This is a genomic window from Cytobacillus sp. ABV4_503, assembly GCF_056158445.1.
Genome location: NZ_JBSWTH010000001.1, coordinates 4,091,668 through 4,107,706, shown reverse-complemented (window position 1 = coordinate 4,107,706; position 16,039 = coordinate 4,091,668). Strand labels below are relative to the sequence as shown.

The following is a 16,039-nucleotide window of genomic DNA, read 5'->3' as shown; positions in this document are numbered from 1 at the left end:
AAATATAAAGCAGTGGAAGATAAGAAAACATTAGAAAATACTTAAAAAAGGTGGAAGTGATACACTTGAGAAAGCCAAAGATTGTTATCCTCGGTGCAGGCTACGGAGGTTTGATGGTTGCAACCCGTTTGCAGAAATCTGTAGGAGCAAACGAAGCGGAAATCGTTTTAGTGAACAAGAATGACTACCATTATGAAACTACATGGCTGCATGAGGCATCAGCCGGAACACTTCATCACGATCGTGTACGCTATGATATAAAAGATGTTATTGACCGCAACAAAGTTGAATTCGTTCAGGGAGTTGCTCTCGAAATTAAAACAGAAGAAAAGAAAGTCATTTTGGAAAATGGCGAAATTGACTATGATTATCTAGTTGTTTCTCTAGGAGCTGAGCCGGAAACATTCGGTATTAAAGGGCTTAAGGAACATGCATTTTCTATTGTCAATGTTAATGCTGCGCGTCAGATTCGTGAGCATATTGAATATCAATTTGCTACTTACAATACAGACGCCGAGAAAAAAGACGAGCGCCTTACAATAGTTGTCGGCGGTGCAGGCTTCACGGGCATTGAATTCCTTGGAGAATTGGCAAACCGTGTTCCTGAGCTTTGCAAAGAGTATGATGTAGACTACCACAAAGTGAAAATCATTTGCGTGGAAGCAGCACCAATGGTTCTTCCTGGCTTCGATCCTGAGCTTGTTAATTACGCTGTATCTCACCTGGAGAAAAAAGGCGTACAATTCATGATTGGAACAGCTATTAAGGAAGCTACGCCTGAAGGCATCATCGTTGGTAAGGGCGAGGATGAAGTAGAAGAAATCAAAGCTGCAACTGTTGTCTGGGCTGCAGGTGTACGCGGAAATTCCATTATTGAAAATTCCGGCATTGAAGCAATGCGCGGCCGTGTAAAGGTTCAGCCTGATTTGCGTGCTCCTGGCCATGATAATCTGTTTATCATCGGTGACTGCTCATTAATCATCAATGAAGAAATTAACCGTCCATACCCTCCTACTGCACAAATTGCTATGCAGCAGGGTGAAGTATGTGCACGAAACATTACTGCATTAATCCGCAATAAAACTGAACTTGAAACATTTACTCCAGATATTAAAGGTACTGTATGTTCTCTTGGTGAACACGATGCGATCGGTGTTGCATTCGGCAAGAAAATGGTTGGTACTAAAGCTTCATTCATGAAGAAGATGATCGATAACCGTGCTCTTTACATGGTTGGCGGACCATCTCTTGTATTGAAAAAAGGTAAATTCAACGTTCTTTAATAAATCAGCTATCATTTATATAAGGGGATGGACTCTATAGTCTGTCCCTTTTTTATTGGAGATTTTTCGTGGTAGAATTTATGTAAAAGGGGGTTTTTGGATGGGAGTCGAACATAAAAGGGGAAAGGTCTGGCTGGCGGTTTCCGGGCTTGTTATTTCCGCGGATGGCAAATGGCTGGTCGTTAAAAAGAAATACGGAGGCCTTAAAGGCAAATGGTCTCTGCCGGCAGGGTTTGTGGAAACAGGCGAAACTGCTGATGAAGCAGCAGTTCGTGAAGTAGAAGAAGAGACGGGAATCAAATGTTCAGTGAAAGGCTTGCTTGGATTGCGTACAGGCGTCATCAAAGGGGAAGTCAGCGATAATATGGTTTTGTTTTTACTGGAGGCTGAACCTGGACAATCATTAAAAGTTCAGGAAAGTGAACTTTTTGACGTGCAGTATCGCGATCCGAAAGAGCTCGCCAATGATCCGGATGCATCAGTTCTATTAAAATACATATTAGACTCTTCTGATTCCTCTATAAAGCCTTTGATTAACGGCATTAATCCCGGAGATACTTTCGGATACACAGCATATAAATTATTTTTATAATTTTCTGAAATTTAGAGATAGAACGAGAAATTAGAAGCAAACAGTGCTTGTATGCGTTTCCAACGATAGTTTTTCATGAAATATGGAGCTTTTCATTTATTCATATCCTTGATATATTATCAGAAAATTCAGTTACGAAATTCAAAGGAGATGAACGAAATGACAGCTAAGAATTATGAAAATAAAGAGTGTATGTATTGTTCAGGGAAAGGGTATTTCCAATTATTGTTAGGTGGATCTGAAACTTGCAGCTGCTGTGGCGGTACAGGAAAGAAAAAGGAATAAACAAAAAACTTCGCGGAATGCGAAGTTTTTCTTTTCAAAGGAGAAAGCATAAATTCTGAAATTAGATAACTTTCCAGCGCAAGCAGCCTGCCCCCTCGAGGAGGCCCCCAGGATGGGGGTCATGCAGATGTTGCCACAGGACGTGGCGTTCTTAATCTGCGATCTTTTAGTGGGAAAGACGCTTCCGCTTTTCTTGTTGACTCCCCAATCCACATTAAAGTACACTAAATATTGATGTGCTAAGGGAGGAAACAAGTTCATGCAAATGACGATTTTCGTTTTGCCTATTTCGATGCTTCTATTTTTTGTGCTGTTTTTTGGGATAGGTTTTATATTAAATATGCTGTTAAGAATGTCTTGGATCATGGCCATTATTTATCCTATTATCGCCATCTTTATCATTGATAAAGTTCGTTTTATTGAATATTTTCAAAACCCGGGGGAATCGTTTTCCAGTCTTGGCGTTGAATTGTCCAGCCTCGCTCTGGCTGACATCCTCATATTAAGCAGCGGAATGGCAGGCGCCATCGTTGCTGGAATTACGATTAGGCTGCTCCGTAAAAAAGGATATCGGATGTTTTAAATTGGTTATGAAATCTCTGCTGAAGGCAGGGATTTTTTATTTTTTTTGATTAGTGTGATCAAATCGCCTAAGCCTATGGTATCACTGGCTTTAGCCTGTCTGAAAACGGATGCTCGGAGGCCGCCGCTCCCCTGAGTTATGAATATTTCTCTCGAAGATGGGAAATGAATAACTTTGGGAGGAGTGTAATAGATGAGCAAATTAAAAATATGGATGAAACGTTCGGTAATGTCAGCCTTATTTATTGGCGCGTTATTGACAACTTTCCATTCGATTTCCGGAGTGGATGCAAGATCAATTGTTCAGCTGCATCAAAGTGATGCTGAACAAGCTGACGAGGATGGAAATTCAAAGTTTGACCATACATTAAAATCGGTTGGCGTAGCATTTAAGTTTTTAAAGCAGGCAGTGAGTCTGGAGCCTAAGATTTCAGCAAGTGAAGTTGTGGCAAGTGAACAGCCGCCGACCCTGGAAGAATCGATTGACTGGTCACAGTATCAGAAACAACAAGTAATAGCTACTGGGTATACGGCATTTTACGAGTCGACAGGCAAAAATCCGGATCATCCGTCCTTTGGTATTACATACTCAGGTGTTAAAGTAAAAAGGGATTTATACTCTACCGTCGCAGCAGATTTGAATGTTTTTCCGATTGGAACGATATTGTTTATCCCTGATTATGGATATGGTGTTGTAGCCGATAAGGGCGGTGCCATTAAAGGGAATAAATTGGACCTTTATTATGAAACAGTGGATGATGTTTACAATAACTGGGGAAAGAAAACGCTCGATGTTTACATCGTTGAAATGGGCGATGGAACCCTGACGGAAGAAGAATTAAAGTTACTGAATGAAAATGAATCTATGCAGGTTTTTAGACAGCAATATATTAAATCTGAGAAAAAATAATTACGGAATGCAGGCAAATCCGCGAAACTAATCGGATTTGCCTCTTTATTTTTATAACATTGAAAATGACTGCGGATGAATTTTTTTAGCTAATTTGATAGCTCCTTCAATCAGGCGTGGTGATGGCCTGCAAAAAAGTTCTTCTTCCAGAATCAGGACTTTGTTCTGCTTAACTGCTTCCATTTCACTCCAGCCTGGACGTTTCAGAATAACTTCCGGATTTACCTTTTCTCTTCTGACACCGACCCACGCGAGACAGATATAATCAGGCTGGCGATTTAGGACATCTTCCCAATCAGTCTGTATACTTGCCAGCTCAACATCCCTGAATAAATTCGTTCCACCGGCAATTTCACTGATTTCCGTCAGCCAATTGACCTTGCCCGGTGTAAATACGGGCTTGGGCCACCATTCCCAATAGAGGCTAGGTTTTTTTTCAATCCTGCTTGAGATGAGCTTAAGTTCCTCTATTTTTGCAGCAAACTCTTTAGCAGCCAAAATGCCTCTTTCAGGCTTCCCAATTTTTTCAGCTGCAAAAACCAGGTCCTGTTCAATATCTGCCAGGCTTTGAGGATTTAAAACAATGTGGGGAATCTGCCTTTTTTCAAGCTCCGCTACATTCTTTTCCATGCCGGGTACACTAAGGGATGCGAGCACAAGATCAGGCTTCAATTCTTCCACTTTGTCCATATTAATAGACAAGTCAGGGCCAAGCCGGGGCAGCTTGGAGATTTGGCCGGGCCAATCCGAATAATCGTCCACCCCCGCGAGCATATCAGTAAAACCCAAGTATTCCACTAATTCCGTATTGCTTGGGCATAAGGAAAGGATTTTCACTTCAAATCACAACCTTCAGGAAAATAAATAATGAAGTCCTAAAGTTAATAGGATTCCAGTCAGGCCGCCAAATAGAACTTCTATCGGCTTATGGCCCAGCAGCTCCTTCAATTCTTTCTGTTTTTCTTGGTCTTCTTTCTTCTGCCATGTCTTTGCTTCTTCAACAAATTTATTGAAGTCGGCAACAAGCTGGTTTAATACAATCGCCTGTTCCCCAGCCTGGCGTCGCACTCCGGTAGCATCAAACATCGTGATAATGGCAAATACGGCTGAGACAGCGAATACAGCGGAGTCTATTCCAGTCTCTAGTGCCACTCCGGTTGAAAGGGCAGTTACTGCTGCTGAGTGTGAGCTGGGCATTCCGCCAGTACTTGTCAAAAGGGACCAATCCACTTTTCGGGTGGCAATAAATTGAATGGGTACTTTTACAAATTGGGCAAAGAAGATGGCTGCCAATGCAGACCATAAAGGGAAATTCGTCAATAATTCCATATGAGACCACCTCTTGAGTGTATGATACTCCCGCTGCAGCTTCAAATAGGCAGTTTACCGGAACTGCCGAAAGCTATACTAACTAATATTCTCCAACAGATTGTTCCTTCCTGCAAGCTGATCTATTTTAAGTTTTTGTTAATCGATGCTTTTTCTGAAAATAAGCTGTTGCTGTCATTGAAAACAAAAGAAGCCATTCAAAGGCATTTATGGCAGCTTCACTTTCAATTGGAATATCAATGGCGCTTCCGATAATCATCAATGCAGTTCCGGAAAAAAACCAGAACCAGCCCTGTTTGCGCCAAACAACAACAGATGCCGCCAGCAGCACAGCAGATACAATCAGCACCATAAGGGGAGGGCCTCCTGATGTCTCTGAATCTGAATAACTAAGAACGCCAAATTCCCATTTTGGTTCCAGATTAAGTCCGAATACTTCAGCAGCAAGTTCCAGAATAATTAATCCTGCTGTAAGCAAATAGGCCATCGATTTGGATGTGCCTGTTTTGGCCCATTCTAGATCTGCTTGTTTTAAAGTTTTCCAGGAGTAAAGGACAAGCAGTGGGGTGAAAAAAGCGTGTATCCAAAAACGGGCATAATTCAGATGCTTTAAAATATTGCCCTCCCCGATAAAACGGCCGGCAGCCAGAATAGCGTTATCGTAAATTAACCCGAGAAGAACAGGAAGCAGGAAAGCAGCACTAATGGAGCCATTGTCTTTTGCAGCACATAGCGCCCAGAAGAATAGCAGGATATATCCCGCTGCAAAGGCTGCAAATAATAGAGGATCCATATCATTCTCCTTTCTGTCTCTATTTTCTTTACCCAATAATTAAAGAATATACTTAAGGATTGTACATATAGGATAATCACTTTCGTTTTTGTTAAAATGAAAGTGATAGGAAGTTCTGAACATGGGGTGATTTCATGGAAGATTATCCTCTTGAATATTACGAATTCTTTGTCAGTTTCAATGAAGGTGACTATTACACATGCCATGATCTTCTTGAGGAAATATGGATGACTGACAAAGGCAATCTATTTTTGAAAGGCCTGCTGCAAATGAGTGTCAGCATCTATCATTATGAATACGGCAATGTCAAAGGAGCAAGGCTGATGATGCAGGCGGCACAGGAATACTTGCAGTCTTACCGGCCAAAACACTGGGGGATTAATCTTGAGCATGTGTATGGATTTATTGAAGAATGCCTCTCTATTTTTCCGGAAGATATCGATCGGATCCCATTTGAAATGATAGAAACTCTTCCTAAACTGCCGCAGCTGGTGCTATATTTGGAAGATTAGCAAGAGCAGAAACATCATAAAATTAGATAGTCGAAATAATTTAATATTTTCGATATAATAAGATGAAAAATATATTATGGGGGTGCGAGAATGTTTTCAGTAAAGAAAGAGTTTGACTTCTCAGCCGAACAGGAATGCCTGATTGTTGGTGTCTTCGATAAACCAGCCAGGTTTGAAGGTGTGCTGGCCCGTGCAGATGACCAATTTGACGGCCAGCTGACAGAACTGGTGAAAAGCGGGGATATTTCTGCCAAGAAAAAAGCCATTGCAAAAATACATACTTTTGGAAAAATCGGGCCTAAACGATTAATTACAGTCGGCCTAGGAAAAGAAAAAGAATTCAGCTTTGAAGAGTTGCGTGAAGCATTGGGCAGGGCATTCAAGGAAGTGAAATCGTCCAGGCTTCAAAATGCGGGTGTTTACCTTGATACATTTATTGGAGGAAATGTTGATGCGCTTGATGCAGCCCATGCAGCCAGCGAGGCGTTTGCTCTTTCCACCTATAAATTTGAAGATTACAAACAGAAGTCGAACGAACCCGAAAAGGAAGTTGAAAGTATTGCCGTTTTTTGTGAAGCCGCAGATGAGGAAGATGTAAAGGCCTCCCTTACTGTAGGGTATGCCCACGGGAAAGGAACGAACTCAGCCCGTACATTAGTTAACCTGCCAGGCAATATGCTGACTGCCACTGATCTGGCAAATTACTCTTCTGAACTGGCATGGAGATACGGATTTGAAGTGGAAATCCTTGAAAAAGAAGATATGCTTAAGCTTGGCATGGGTGCTCTTCTGGCAGTTAATCAGGGATCAGCAGAGCCTCCTAAGATGATTGTCATTAAATATCAGGGCAAGGAGGAATGGAAGGATGTCATCGGCCTGGTGGGCAAAGGAATTACCTTTGATACAGGAGGCTATTCCCTTAAGCCGAAAGACGGCATTGTCGGGATGAAAACCGACATGGGCGGTGCAGCCGCTGTGCTTGGCGCAATGGAAGTCATCGGCGAACTGAAGCCTGAACAAAATGTTGTCGCTGTTATTCCTTCTACAGATAATATGGTGAGCGGAACAGCTTTTAAGCCGGATGATATCATAACATCCATGAGCGGGAAAACCATTGAAGTCCTTAACACGGATGCAGAAGGGCGTTTGGCTCTTGCTGATGCGGTCACATATGCAAAGCATCATGGAGCAGATTACCTGGTGGATGTTGCAACTCTGACTGGCGGTGTCATCGTTGCACTGGGGGAAGAAACAACTGGTGCATTAACCAATAATGAAGAGTGGTTTGAGCAGGTGCTGGAAGCATCCTATGAAGCTGGCGAACCAATCTGGCGTCTGCCTCTTTTTGAAAAAGATAAAGAAAGAATCAGAAGCAGCAAGGTTGCGGACCTGAACAATTCGCCTGGACGTGCCGGCCATGCCATTATGGGCGGAGGATTTGTAGGTGAATTTGCCGAAAACACACCATGGGTGCATCTTGATATTGCAGGTACAGCCACAACAGCCAAAAGCCATGATCTTGGACCAGACGGCGCGACAGGCGTTATGGTGCGTACATTGGCACTGCTGGTTGAAAGGTTTGAAGCAAACTAACGATGAATTCAGAACTCCGGAGAAATCCGGAGTTTTTTTGCAGTTTTTTAGCTTGAATTCTCAATGGAACGGTGAAAATGAACTTTACCCGCCGGTTAACCTGAAATACCGGCCAAAACCCTCAATTTATCCGCCCAATTCCTAAAAAATACCGGCGAAAACAGCGTCTGGCGCAAACTCCCATTTTCGAATCTCCCCAAAATCATTGACACGAAAAGTGGAAGTATGATAGTTTAATACTTGTGTTTTAGTTCTCTACCAATTTAGCGGAGTAAAGTAATGGGATATAAGTACAGAAAGAGGGTATCATCATGAATGCAGTTATACTTGCAGTTTTGATTATGCTTGTTCTCAGCCTTTTGCGTGTCAATGTGGTTCTGGCCCTAGTGGCTGGAGCATTGGCAGGCGGGCTGGCAGGCGGTTTAAGCATAGATAAAACAATTGAAGTTTTTTCAAATGGGCTCGGCGGCAGTGCAGAGGTTGCATTAAGTTATGCGTTATTGGGCGGATTTGCCTTAGCCATTTCCGCAGCCGGACTTCCGAATCTATTAGTGGAATGGGTTCTGGCAAAGGTCGGAAAAGACGGGGAATCCAGAGGGAAAACCTTATCAAAGGCACTTATCATATTTTCTATTTTATTAATGTCTATTTTTTCTCAGAATCTGATTCCAATTCATATTGCGTTTATTCCGATATTAATTCCCCCTTTATTGAAGGTTATGAATGAGCTCGAAATGGACCGCCGGCTGATCGCATCTGTATTGACATTTGGTTTAACAGCTCCGTATATACTGCTTCCTGCGGGATTTGGCCAAATTTTCCACGGAATACTCGCGGAAAATATGGAGAATAGCGGATTGGCTGTGGAAATGGCAGACATCCCGAAAGCCATGCTTATTCCTGTAGCCGGCATGGCAGCTGGTCTTTTAGCTGCATTATTTGTTTACCGTAAAAAAAGGGATTATCGCCCATCAGAATTAATGGAGACGGAGAAAGGCAACTATTCAAAAAAGAGCATTATTTTTTCTCTCATTGCGATTGCAGCAGCTCTCATTGTACAGCTGCAGCTGGATTCAATGATCTTTGGGGCGCTGACAGGTATTTTAGTTATTTATATCAGCGGAGCTATCAAATGGAACGAGGCAGATCAGCTTTTAACAGAGGGCATGAAGATGATGGCATTTATTGGATTTGTTATGCTGGCTGCATTTGGATTTGCAGATGTTTTAAAAGAAACAGGCGATGTTGAAAGCCTTGTTGAACAGGCGGCAGGAATCATCGGTGATAATAAATCACTAGCTGCATTGCTTATGCTTCTTGTCGGCTTACTTGTTACAATGGGGATTGGATCTTCATTCTCAACCATCCCGATTATTGCAACCATATTTGTGCCGCTTGCACTAGAGGTTGGCTTCAGTCCGATGGCAACTATTGCTCTAGTAGGGACCGCCGCTGCTCTTGGAGATGCCGGTTCGCCTGCGTCAGATAGTACATTGGGGCCTACAGCAGGCTTGAATGCAGATGGACAGCACAATCACATATGGGATACTTGTGTGCCAACATTCCTTCACTACAACATTCCGCTCATCCTGTTTGGATGGCTGGCGGCAATTATCTTATAATTTTAAGCAGCTTCCATAAAGGGGGCTGCTTTCTCACTGCTTTTATCAGTTCGTAAACTAGGGTACGATAAAGGAAAAAGAACTGAGGTGGCTTCAGTGTATTTTGGGAAAATCAGAAAACCGGCCTCAAGCCGGGTACCGCCAAATCAAAATGTTACGACTGCCTTTCCTGTACTGCACTATGGAAATGTTCCGCATTATAAGGATATGCAGGAATGGAGTCTGCAGATATTTGGGGAAGTGGAAAAGGAATTATCCTTTTCGCATGAGGAGGTAATGAACCTTCCTCAGACACAGTACAAAAATGATATCCACTGTGTTACGGGCTGGTCAAAGCTTGATAACGTTTGGGAGGGAGTCTCCGCCGCTGAAATTGCCAGGCAGGCAGGTGTAAAAGAAACCGCACAATTTGTAATCCTCCATGCGGAAGAAGGTTGGACAACGAACCTCCCCATTAAAGATTTTTTAAAAAGCACAAGTCTGCTTGCCCATACCCATAACGGTGAGCTCCTGACTCCTGAACATGGGTTTCCACTAAGAGCCGTGATTCCGCATCTTTATTTTTGGAAAAGCGCAAAGTGGATTAGAGGCATCGAGTTTTCTGAAATTGACAAGCCTGGATTTTGGGAGAAAAACGGCTATCATAACTATGGTGACCCCTTCCGTGAGCAGCGATTCAGCTGGGATGATTAATCAGCATAAAGCGTTACATCACGTAACGCTTTATTGCCTTTTAAAACCCGAATAGCATAGTAAAAATATTTTTCTTTTTCAATTTCTTCCTGGGCTTCTCCTGATCAAAAACCAAAAGGGTGTCAGCGGGGATGCTTCGGCTTTTTACAGCAGTCCTGGCTTCAAGAACCTCAATCCGTTTGAGCAGGCGTGCATTCTCTTTTTGCAGCTCTTCTATTTCGCTGCGGTGCTGCAGCAGCTGATAGGAGACAACATCATCCGCTTTTCCGTTCAGCCGCTGTTCAAGCTCACTGATCTTCAAATATATTTTCTCCATGGCTGGTTCCGCTGTTTCTCCCTGAACCGTACCTTTTCTGGCCTTTTTGCCATTTACCGTAACGTCCTGCAATATAATCCCCTGGTTAAGCTGATCCTGCACCTGCTTAAGCAGGTTAATATCTTCTTCCGTAAATAAGTAATGGCCTAGTTCATTGCGTTCCGTCCGGAGTCCCAGTTGTTTAACCCATCGCTGAATAGTGCTTGGCGAAACTCCTAACAATTTGGCAGCAGCACTTGTGTTCATTCTGATCCCCTCCCGTTTTCACAATGGATTCTATCCGGATAACGGGAAGTCCTTCCAGGCTGACAAAACAAGTTTTCTTTCGGCAAAGATAGTGCGGATTTTACATTTTTTTATCATCCTGATTTACGGATTTTGAATTCATATATAGACATTTTTCTGTCATCCAGCCTATTGCGCCGCCAATTAGGGCGCCGCCTATTACATCAGAAGGGTAATGGTGGCCAGCCCAGATACGCGCGAAGCCTGTAAGGGCTGAAACCCACAGCAAAATACGACCTAAAAATCGATTGCCGTAAAAAATGACGATAGAGGCAGCAAATGACACCACTGTATGTTTGCTTGGAAAACTGGAATCTCTTTTGGCTGGGATCAATATGCCAATCTTGTTTTTTATGAAGGGGCGGGGCTTAAAATAACAAATTTTAATGATCTTGTTTACCAGGATAGCGATCAGGGAAGCTGCAGCCGCTTTTTTAGCGGCTGTTTTGGAGGGGCCTTTTGCCAGCCACATGCATCCCAGTACAAATAAAAATAAATACCTTGCCCTATTTGATAAAAGAATCATTAAAAAGTCCATGAAAGCAATACGTCCGGACAACCGGTTGATTGCCTTGAAAATCTTCATGTCCATTAGTAGTCTCCTTTGCTCTTGTCATTAGGCTTATTCCTGCTGTCAGGCTCTCTTTTGGGAGGGACTTCAAACTTTTGTTCATTATCTTATTATTTGCAAATCTGCACTTAAAAACACAATTTCAGTAAAGACATTAAAAAAATAAAACCATGCAGCAGCTGCATGGTTTTAAAAGCCTACACATAGAATAAATCTTTAAACACAAATGAAGCGAAACCCATATAGGCACTGATGGTATGGCCGCTTATAATATAATTTGGGTAATTCCAGAAAGTCATTAAGATACCTCCTTTAAACGTGAATCCCCTGCAGATGCAGGGGAATGGAATATTATATTTGTCCTGATCTTGATGACAGCCATTTGTCCATGTAGTCAGGAACTTTTCCTTCTGAAGTAAGGTTGGCATGTCCCCCCTGAAGCAGATGAAAAGTTTTATCAGCGCTTGACACGAGGTCCATGACCGGAAGAATCTGCTCTTTTGGAACAAGGCGATCATTATCCGAAGCAACAGCGAGTAAATTAGCTTTAATAGCACTGAGAACAGCCTTCTTATCACCGATGGTTAATGTGCCCTTCACAAGCTTATTTTCTTTTGCAAGATCATGATTGATTTGCTTCAGCGCTGCCCCGGCAAATGGAATATGGCCATTGGTCCAGGTGTTAAACCGTTTCCACCTGGATGCGTATGCTTCATCGTCGCCCCTCGCCAGCAGCGATAAATAAGGAGAGTAATAAACGGGTGAAGTAAATAGCCGCATACCAGATTTGATGGCAAAGGCGGGGATAAGTCCCCATGCATCAAAAATGGAATCCATGCTGCCTCCTCCATTCCGCAATTCTTCTGCCCATTTATCAAAGACAGGCACGGTGCTGAAATCAACTGGTGAGACAGACAATACTAAGTTTTTGACCGGCTCCTCCGCAATGGCCGCATAAATGGCTGTAAAAGTGCCGCCCAGGCAAAAGCCCATTACGGTTATTTCCTCTGCTCTGGCGTGATATAAAGCTCTTTTTACTCCCTTTTGGATGTATTCCGTAATATAGTCATTCATCGTAATGTCTTTATCCTCATAACCGGGAGTCCCGAAATCCAGCAGATAGACATCGTACCCGCTGTTAGCCAAAGCTTCGATTAAACTGCTTTGCGGCCCCAGATCTAAAATAAATGGCTGATTGACAAGCGAATAAACCAGGAACACCGGAATTCTGTATTTTTTACTGGAAGGGGCATAGTGCCAGAGCGTTGCCTTGTTTTTTTTCCAGACAGCAGTCCTGGGAGTTAAATGAATCTCCGGATCGGGCTGAACCATGGTCTTAAAGAATCCATGCAGTTTTTTGGAAGCGGTATGTTGTGCCATTTATTTTCCCGCGCTTTCACTGCTGCCAAGTGCTTTTTTTATTTCTTCTACTGATTGAGCCAATGCAATGACTTTTTCGTCAATCAGATCCATTTTTTCTTCAGCCTGCACAGTTAATTTTGCTGCGTTTGCCACGTCTGTCTTGGTAGGGAAATTAAGAGGGATGGATAGTGTCTCAATAGCTTCCTGGAGTTTTTTCATGCTTGCAGCGGTCACCTCGGAACGGGTGATCAGATTTTTAAATATTTCTTCCTTGTTAATAGAGTTCTGAATGGATTCGTTCAGTTCTCTTTCCACTTTTGTCCCTACCTTTTTTATTGCCTGTAATAGGGCTTCAGTATGGTTAATAGACATAAACATTCTCCTTTCTATGAAGTCAATCCAGGGAAATCAACGGACTTAGAGTGACACTGTCATTCCTCCATCTACGACTAGAACCTGCCCTGTCACGTAATCAGACGCTTTGGATGATAAGAAGACAGCAGCTCCTTTTAAGTCATGTTCACTTCCAAATCTTCCGGCAGGAATTTTTCCGAGAATAACTGAACTCGATTTTTCCAGGACCTTTGTTATTCTGGTAGGGAAGAAGCCGGGAGCAATAGCATTCACTTGAATGCCGGCAGGTGCTAATTTTACAGCTAAATCCTTCGTAAGTGCGATAACAGCTCCTTTACTTGTACTGTAGGCCACTGCATCAAGAAATGCGGAATGAGTACCCCTCAATCCATTTACTGAAGAAATATTGATGATTTTGCCGCTGCCCTGCTTCGTCATCACTTTTGCCGCAGCCTGTGAAAATAAAAACAGTCCCTTTAGATTCACATTCATGACTTTGTCCCATTTATCAGCAGGCAGTTCAAGAAATGGCGCAACCCAGGATGTTCCGCTATTATTAATGAGAATATCAATGCTTCCAAATGTCTCTAAGGTCTTGCTGATGACCATTTGAATGTCTTCCTCATTGGTTATGTCACATTCAATCGCCAGAGATTTAACTCCCTTTGCTTCAAGGCTTTTTCTTACATGCTCACATGCTTCAATGCTTCGTGAGCAGACGACAACATTTGCTCCTGCTTCCCCAAGTGCATTTGCCATTTGCTCGCCGAGTCCGCGGCCTCCTCCTGTTACAATTGCTGTTTTATTGCCTAAATGAAATAACTCGTTCAATTTCATCGTTATCCCTCCCTTAGTCTTTTTAAAAATCAATCCTTCTGAATAAAATAGACTTCGATATAGTATAGACAAGTTAACTCCATGTGGTGCTAAAATTGTATATTTGCCTTGTCCCAAAATGTATAAGGAAGATAAAAACAGAAAAGGCTGGATAATATAGAGGAGGGGGGCTTAAAAGGTGGAAAGGGAGCAAATAGAGGAGCTATTTGAAGATAGCGGATATCACGGTTTAAACAGCAAGCTTGCCTATAAAATCTGGTTGACCGGGGTATGGGATGAAGAGGATGAAGACAAAATTGAAGCTTTTATAGATGCTTATTCTTTTGAAGGAGAAGCAATATTAACTGACAATTTTCTCTATCACTATCGAATATTTGCCTATATTCACGATAAAAATGAAGGTTCGTTATTCCATCGGCAGATATTTTAGTATCACAGCTTAAAACCAAAAACAAACACAGATTCAGGACCTGTGTTTGTTTTACATATACAAAATAAGAAAGTATAAAACTTTGAACTTCGATAATTTTCTGGCTCCGGGCTCCGATAAGCGGGCGCCTGGGGCTTTTCTTATCAGCCAGCTTTCTTAAGCTGCTTATTTGCTGCTTTATAGTGGTTTTCAAAGAATTCATTAGTATCTTTAACAACCACTTTGCTTAAAAGGATTAATGCAATTAAGTTAGGAATCATCATTAATGCATTTGCCATGTCAGCGAAGGCCCAAACGGTAGTTAAGTTGGCAACCGCACCAATTCCAGTCGCAAAGATGTAAATGGCACGGTATCCCATTATTCCTTTTGTGCCAACCAGGTACTCAAAGCATTTTTCGCCGTATACATACCAGCCGACGATTGTTGAGAAACCGAAGAATATAACAGAGAATGCAACGATATATTCACCCGCTGTTCCAAGGACATGAGTAAAGGCTGCACTTGTTAATGCCCCGCCGTCAAGGCTGCCATCGTGCGCCACACCAGAGATCAATCCTCCTGTTGTATCCCAGAAGCCAGTCATGATAAGCACCAGTCCAGTCATCGTACAAACAACGATTGTCACAATAAATGTGCCAGTCATCGCAACAAGAGCCTGTTTTACAGGGTGGTCTGTCTTCGCGTTGCCTGCGATTAACGCTGCGGTACCAAGACCGGCTTCGTTAGAGAAAATACCCCTTGAAACACCATTCTTGATCGCTTCAGATACTACAACACCGACAAAACCGCCAGTCGCTGCAACCGGATTGAAGGCATAGTAGAAGATAGTCTGGAAACCAGGAATAATTTGATCATAATTAACAGCCAGAATAATTAAAGCACCGCCAATATAAAGAACCGCCATGACTGGTACAAAGAATCCAGCAACTGTACTAATACGCTGAATGCCTCCAAAAATGATTAAAGCAGCCAGTACAGCAAGAATGACACCTGTAATCCAATTATTAATTCCGAATGAAGTATCCATAACTGCTGCAATCGTATTCGATTGAACACTGTTTCCGATTCCAAGTGCTGCAAATGCTCCAAAGATTGCAAATGCAACTGCAAGCCATTTGAACTTTTTGCCAAGACCGCGTTCAACATAATACATTGGTCCGCTGGAGTACTCGCCATTTGCGTTCTTCACCCGGTATTTCATTGCCAGCAAGGCTTCGGCATATTTGGTTGCCATTCCCAGCAGGCCAACAATCCACATCCAGAAGATGGCCCCTGGTCCTCCAAGTGTAATCGCAGTGGCAACCCCGGCGATATTACCATTGCCAATTGTTGCTGCGAGGGCTGTCATAAGCGCCTTAAAGTTACTGACATCACCCTCATCATTAGATCCAGCCTGTCCTTCTCTGGTAAACCCTAATTTAAACGCATATATCAGCCTTCTGAATTGAAGGCCCTTCAGCATGAATGTTAAAAGAACACCAGTACCAAAAAGCAAAATCAAACTTGGTGTGCCCCAGAGCACCCCGTTAATTTTATTAAGCGTCTCAAGCATAAATTCCATCGCCTCCTATATGTTAACGCTTTCAATTGCTGTGAACAAAACTATTATTATATGCTTTTTTTGTGAACATGTCCTATTGTAAAATTATCTGAATATAACTTCAAGTCAAATGGGAGAAGTAAAACTAT

The 16,039-nt window shown here is 42.5% G+C and carries 19 protein-coding genes; 10 read left to right on the top strand and 9 right to left on the bottom strand.

Features of this window, described 5'->3' with window-relative positions; translation table 11 throughout:
* The first annotated feature begins 65 nt into the window (after nucleotides 1–65).
* The 5 genes from ACXAD1_RS20710 to ACXAD1_RS20690 all read left to right on the top strand — a co-directional run bounded on the left by ACXAD1_RS20710 (nucleotide 66) and on the right by ACXAD1_RS20690 (nucleotide 3,652).
* Entirely contained in the window at nucleotides 66–1,283 is a 1,218-nt protein-coding gene (locus ACXAD1_RS20710) for an NAD(P)/FAD-dependent oxidoreductase (RefSeq protein ID WP_206840333.1), read from the top strand.
* 100 nt (nucleotides 1,284–1,383) lie between these two features.
* Nucleotides 1,384–1,875 (top strand): NUDIX domain-containing protein, encoded by a 492-nt coding sequence (locus ACXAD1_RS20705; protein ID WP_370223728.1) that lies wholly within the window; start codon nucleotides 1,384–1,386, stop codon nucleotides 1,873–1,875.
* A gap of 159 nt (nucleotides 1,876–2,034) precedes the next feature.
* The gene (locus ACXAD1_RS20700; protein WP_019380032.1) at nucleotides 2,035–2,160 is read left to right on the top strand and encodes a YuiA family protein; all 126 of its coding nucleotides are present in this window, start codon (nucleotides 2,035–2,037) and stop codon (nucleotides 2,158–2,160) included.
* 259 nt (nucleotides 2,161–2,419) lie between these two features.
* Complete coding sequence (locus ACXAD1_RS20695) at nucleotides 2,420–2,743, top strand: YuiB family protein (RefSeq protein ID WP_206840335.1); 324 nt, start codon at nucleotides 2,420–2,422, stop codon at nucleotides 2,741–2,743.
* 192 nt (nucleotides 2,744–2,935) lie between these two features.
* A complete protein-coding gene (locus ACXAD1_RS20690) occupies nucleotides 2,936–3,652 on the top strand; it encodes a 3D domain-containing protein (protein WP_206840336.1) in 717 nt (238 codons plus the stop codon).
* Nucleotides 3,653–3,703: 51 nt separating this feature from the next.
* Here the strand turns inward: ACXAD1_RS20690 and ACXAD1_RS20685 are convergent, their stop codons facing one another.
* The 3 genes from ACXAD1_RS20685 to ACXAD1_RS20675 all read right to left on the bottom strand — a co-directional run bounded on the left by ACXAD1_RS20685 (nucleotide 3,704) and on the right by ACXAD1_RS20675 (nucleotide 5,774).
* Entirely contained in the window at nucleotides 3,704–4,489 is a 786-nt protein-coding gene (locus tag ACXAD1_RS20685) for a cobalamin-binding protein (RefSeq protein ID WP_206840337.1), read from the bottom strand.
* A 15-nt stretch (nucleotides 4,490–4,504) separates the two neighbouring features.
* On the bottom strand, nucleotides 4,505–4,981 hold the full coding sequence (locus ACXAD1_RS20680) for a divergent PAP2 family protein (protein ID WP_206840339.1): 477 nt from the start codon (nucleotides 4,979–4,981) through the stop codon (nucleotides 4,505–4,507).
* A gap of 127 nt (nucleotides 4,982–5,108) precedes the next feature.
* The gene (locus ACXAD1_RS20675) at nucleotides 5,109–5,774 is read right to left on the bottom strand and encodes a hypothetical protein (RefSeq protein WP_370223730.1); all 666 of its coding nucleotides are present in this window, start codon (nucleotides 5,772–5,774) and stop codon (nucleotides 5,109–5,111) included.
* A 134-nt stretch (nucleotides 5,775–5,908) separates the two neighbouring features.
* Here ACXAD1_RS20675 and ACXAD1_RS20670 point away from each other — a divergent pair, with 134 nt between their 5' ends.
* The 4 genes from ACXAD1_RS20670 (at nucleotide 5,909) to ACXAD1_RS20655 (ending at nucleotide 10,194) form a co-directional block, all read left to right on the top strand.
* Nucleotides 5,909–6,286: a DUF309 domain-containing protein gene (locus ACXAD1_RS20670; RefSeq protein WP_206840341.1), complete on the top strand. Its 378-nt coding sequence runs from the start codon at nucleotides 5,909–5,911 to the stop codon at nucleotides 6,284–6,286.
* A 90-nt stretch (nucleotides 6,287–6,376) separates the two neighbouring features.
* Nucleotides 6,377–7,879 (top strand): leucyl aminopeptidase, encoded by a 1,503-nt coding sequence (locus tag ACXAD1_RS20665; RefSeq protein WP_370223731.1) that lies wholly within the window; start codon nucleotides 6,377–6,379, stop codon nucleotides 7,877–7,879.
* 311 nt (nucleotides 7,880–8,190) lie between these two features.
* Nucleotides 8,191–9,501: a Na+/H+ antiporter family protein gene (locus tag ACXAD1_RS20660; protein ID WP_370223732.1), complete on the top strand. Its 1,311-nt coding sequence runs from the start codon at nucleotides 8,191–8,193 to the stop codon at nucleotides 9,499–9,501.
* A 96-nt stretch (nucleotides 9,502–9,597) separates the two neighbouring features.
* Nucleotides 9,598–10,194 carry a sulfite oxidase-like oxidoreductase gene (locus tag ACXAD1_RS20655; RefSeq protein ID WP_206840344.1) on the top strand — a complete coding sequence of 199 codons (597 nt, stop codon included), beginning with the start codon at nucleotides 9,598–9,600 and terminating at the stop codon, nucleotides 10,192–10,194.
* 40 nt (nucleotides 10,195–10,234) lie between these two features.
* Here the strand turns inward: ACXAD1_RS20655 and ACXAD1_RS20650 are convergent, their stop codons facing one another.
* The 5 genes from ACXAD1_RS20650 to ACXAD1_RS20630 all read right to left on the bottom strand — a co-directional run bounded on the left by ACXAD1_RS20650 (nucleotide 10,235) and on the right by ACXAD1_RS20630 (nucleotide 13,919).
* Nucleotides 10,235–10,756 (bottom strand): MerR family transcriptional regulator, encoded by a 522-nt coding sequence (locus ACXAD1_RS20650; RefSeq protein ID WP_206840345.1) that lies wholly within the window; start codon nucleotides 10,754–10,756, stop codon nucleotides 10,235–10,237.
* 100 nt (nucleotides 10,757–10,856) lie between these two features.
* Nucleotides 10,857–11,387 (bottom strand): phosphatase PAP2 family protein, encoded by a 531-nt coding sequence (locus ACXAD1_RS20645; RefSeq protein WP_370223735.1) that lies wholly within the window; start codon nucleotides 11,385–11,387, stop codon nucleotides 10,857–10,859.
* Between the two features lie 330 nt (nucleotides 11,388–11,717).
* Entirely contained in the window at nucleotides 11,718–12,746 is a 1,029-nt protein-coding gene (locus tag ACXAD1_RS20640) for an alpha/beta fold hydrolase (RefSeq protein ID WP_474910866.1), read from the bottom strand.
* Nucleotides 12,747–13,100: a hypothetical protein gene (locus ACXAD1_RS20635; RefSeq protein ID WP_244671203.1), complete on the bottom strand. Its 354-nt coding sequence runs from the start codon at nucleotides 13,098–13,100 to the stop codon at nucleotides 12,747–12,749.
* A gap of 45 nt (nucleotides 13,101–13,145) precedes the next feature.
* A complete protein-coding gene (locus ACXAD1_RS20630; protein ID WP_206840349.1) occupies nucleotides 13,146–13,919 on the bottom strand; it encodes an SDR family oxidoreductase in 774 nt (257 codons plus the stop codon).
* Between the two features lie 178 nt (nucleotides 13,920–14,097).
* Between ACXAD1_RS20630 and ACXAD1_RS20625 the strand changes: the two genes are divergently transcribed.
* On the top strand, nucleotides 14,098–14,349 hold the full coding sequence (locus ACXAD1_RS20625; RefSeq protein ID WP_206840350.1) for a hypothetical protein: 252 nt from the start codon (nucleotides 14,098–14,100) through the stop codon (nucleotides 14,347–14,349).
* A 143-nt stretch (nucleotides 14,350–14,492) separates the two neighbouring features.
* On the opposite strand, the gene ACXAD1_RS20620 is transcribed toward ACXAD1_RS20625, so the two are convergent.
* Nucleotides 14,493–15,902 carry an alanine/glycine:cation symporter family protein gene (locus tag ACXAD1_RS20620; RefSeq protein WP_474910865.1) on the bottom strand — a complete coding sequence of 470 codons (1,410 nt, stop codon included), beginning with the start codon at nucleotides 15,900–15,902 and terminating at the stop codon, nucleotides 14,493–14,495.
* Nucleotides 15,903–16,039: the final 137 nt, after the last annotated feature.

Excerpts from the sequence above, each read along its gene's own strand:
- ACXAD1_RS20680 (WP_206840339.1), bottom strand. The coding sequence starts at position 4,981 with ATGGAATTATTGACGAATTTCCCTTTATGGTCTGCATTGGCAGCCATC.
- ACXAD1_RS20665 (WP_370223731.1), top strand. The coding sequence starts at position 6,377 with ATGTTTTCAGTAAAGAAAGAGTTTGACTTCTCAGCCGAACAGGAATGC.
- ACXAD1_RS20705 (WP_370223728.1), top strand. The coding sequence starts at position 1,384 with ATGGGAGTCGAACATAAAAGGGGAAAGGTCTGGCTGGCGGTTTCCGGG.
- ACXAD1_RS20695 (WP_206840335.1), top strand. The coding sequence starts at position 2,420 with ATGCAAATGACGATTTTCGTTTTGCCTATTTCGATGCTTCTATTTTTT.
- ACXAD1_RS20630 (WP_206840349.1), bottom strand. The coding sequence starts at position 13,919 with ATGAAATTGAACGAGTTATTTCATTTAGGCAATAAAACAGCAATTGTA.
- ACXAD1_RS20700 (WP_019380032.1), top strand. The coding sequence starts at position 2,035 with ATGACAGCTAAGAATTATGAAAATAAAGAGTGTATGTATTGTTCAGGG.
- ACXAD1_RS20690 (WP_206840336.1), top strand. The coding sequence starts at position 2,936 with ATGAGCAAATTAAAAATATGGATGAAACGTTCGGTAATGTCAGCCTTA.
- ACXAD1_RS20640 (WP_474910866.1), bottom strand. The coding sequence starts at position 12,746 with ATGGCACAACATACCGCTTCCAAAAAACTGCATGGATTCTTTAAGACC.
- ACXAD1_RS20645 (WP_370223735.1), bottom strand. The coding sequence starts at position 11,387 with ATGGACATGAAGATTTTCAAGGCAATCAACCGGTTGTCCGGACGTATT.
- ACXAD1_RS20675 (WP_370223730.1), bottom strand. The coding sequence starts at position 5,774 with ATGGATCCTCTATTATTTGCAGCCTTTGCAGCGGGATATATCCTGCTA.
- ACXAD1_RS20620 (WP_474910865.1), bottom strand. The coding sequence starts at position 15,902 with ATGCTTGAGACGCTTAATAAAATTAACGGGGTGCTCTGGGGCACACCA.
- ACXAD1_RS20650 (WP_206840345.1), bottom strand. The coding sequence starts at position 10,756 with ATGAACACAAGTGCTGCTGCCAAATTGTTAGGAGTTTCGCCAAGCACT.
- ACXAD1_RS20660 (WP_370223732.1), top strand. The coding sequence starts at position 8,191 with ATGAATGCAGTTATACTTGCAGTTTTGATTATGCTTGTTCTCAGCCTT.
- ACXAD1_RS20670 (WP_206840341.1), top strand. The coding sequence starts at position 5,909 with ATGGAAGATTATCCTCTTGAATATTACGAATTCTTTGTCAGTTTCAAT.
- ACXAD1_RS20635 (WP_244671203.1), bottom strand. The coding sequence starts at position 13,100 with ATGTCTATTAACCATACTGAAGCCCTATTACAGGCAATAAAAAAGGTA.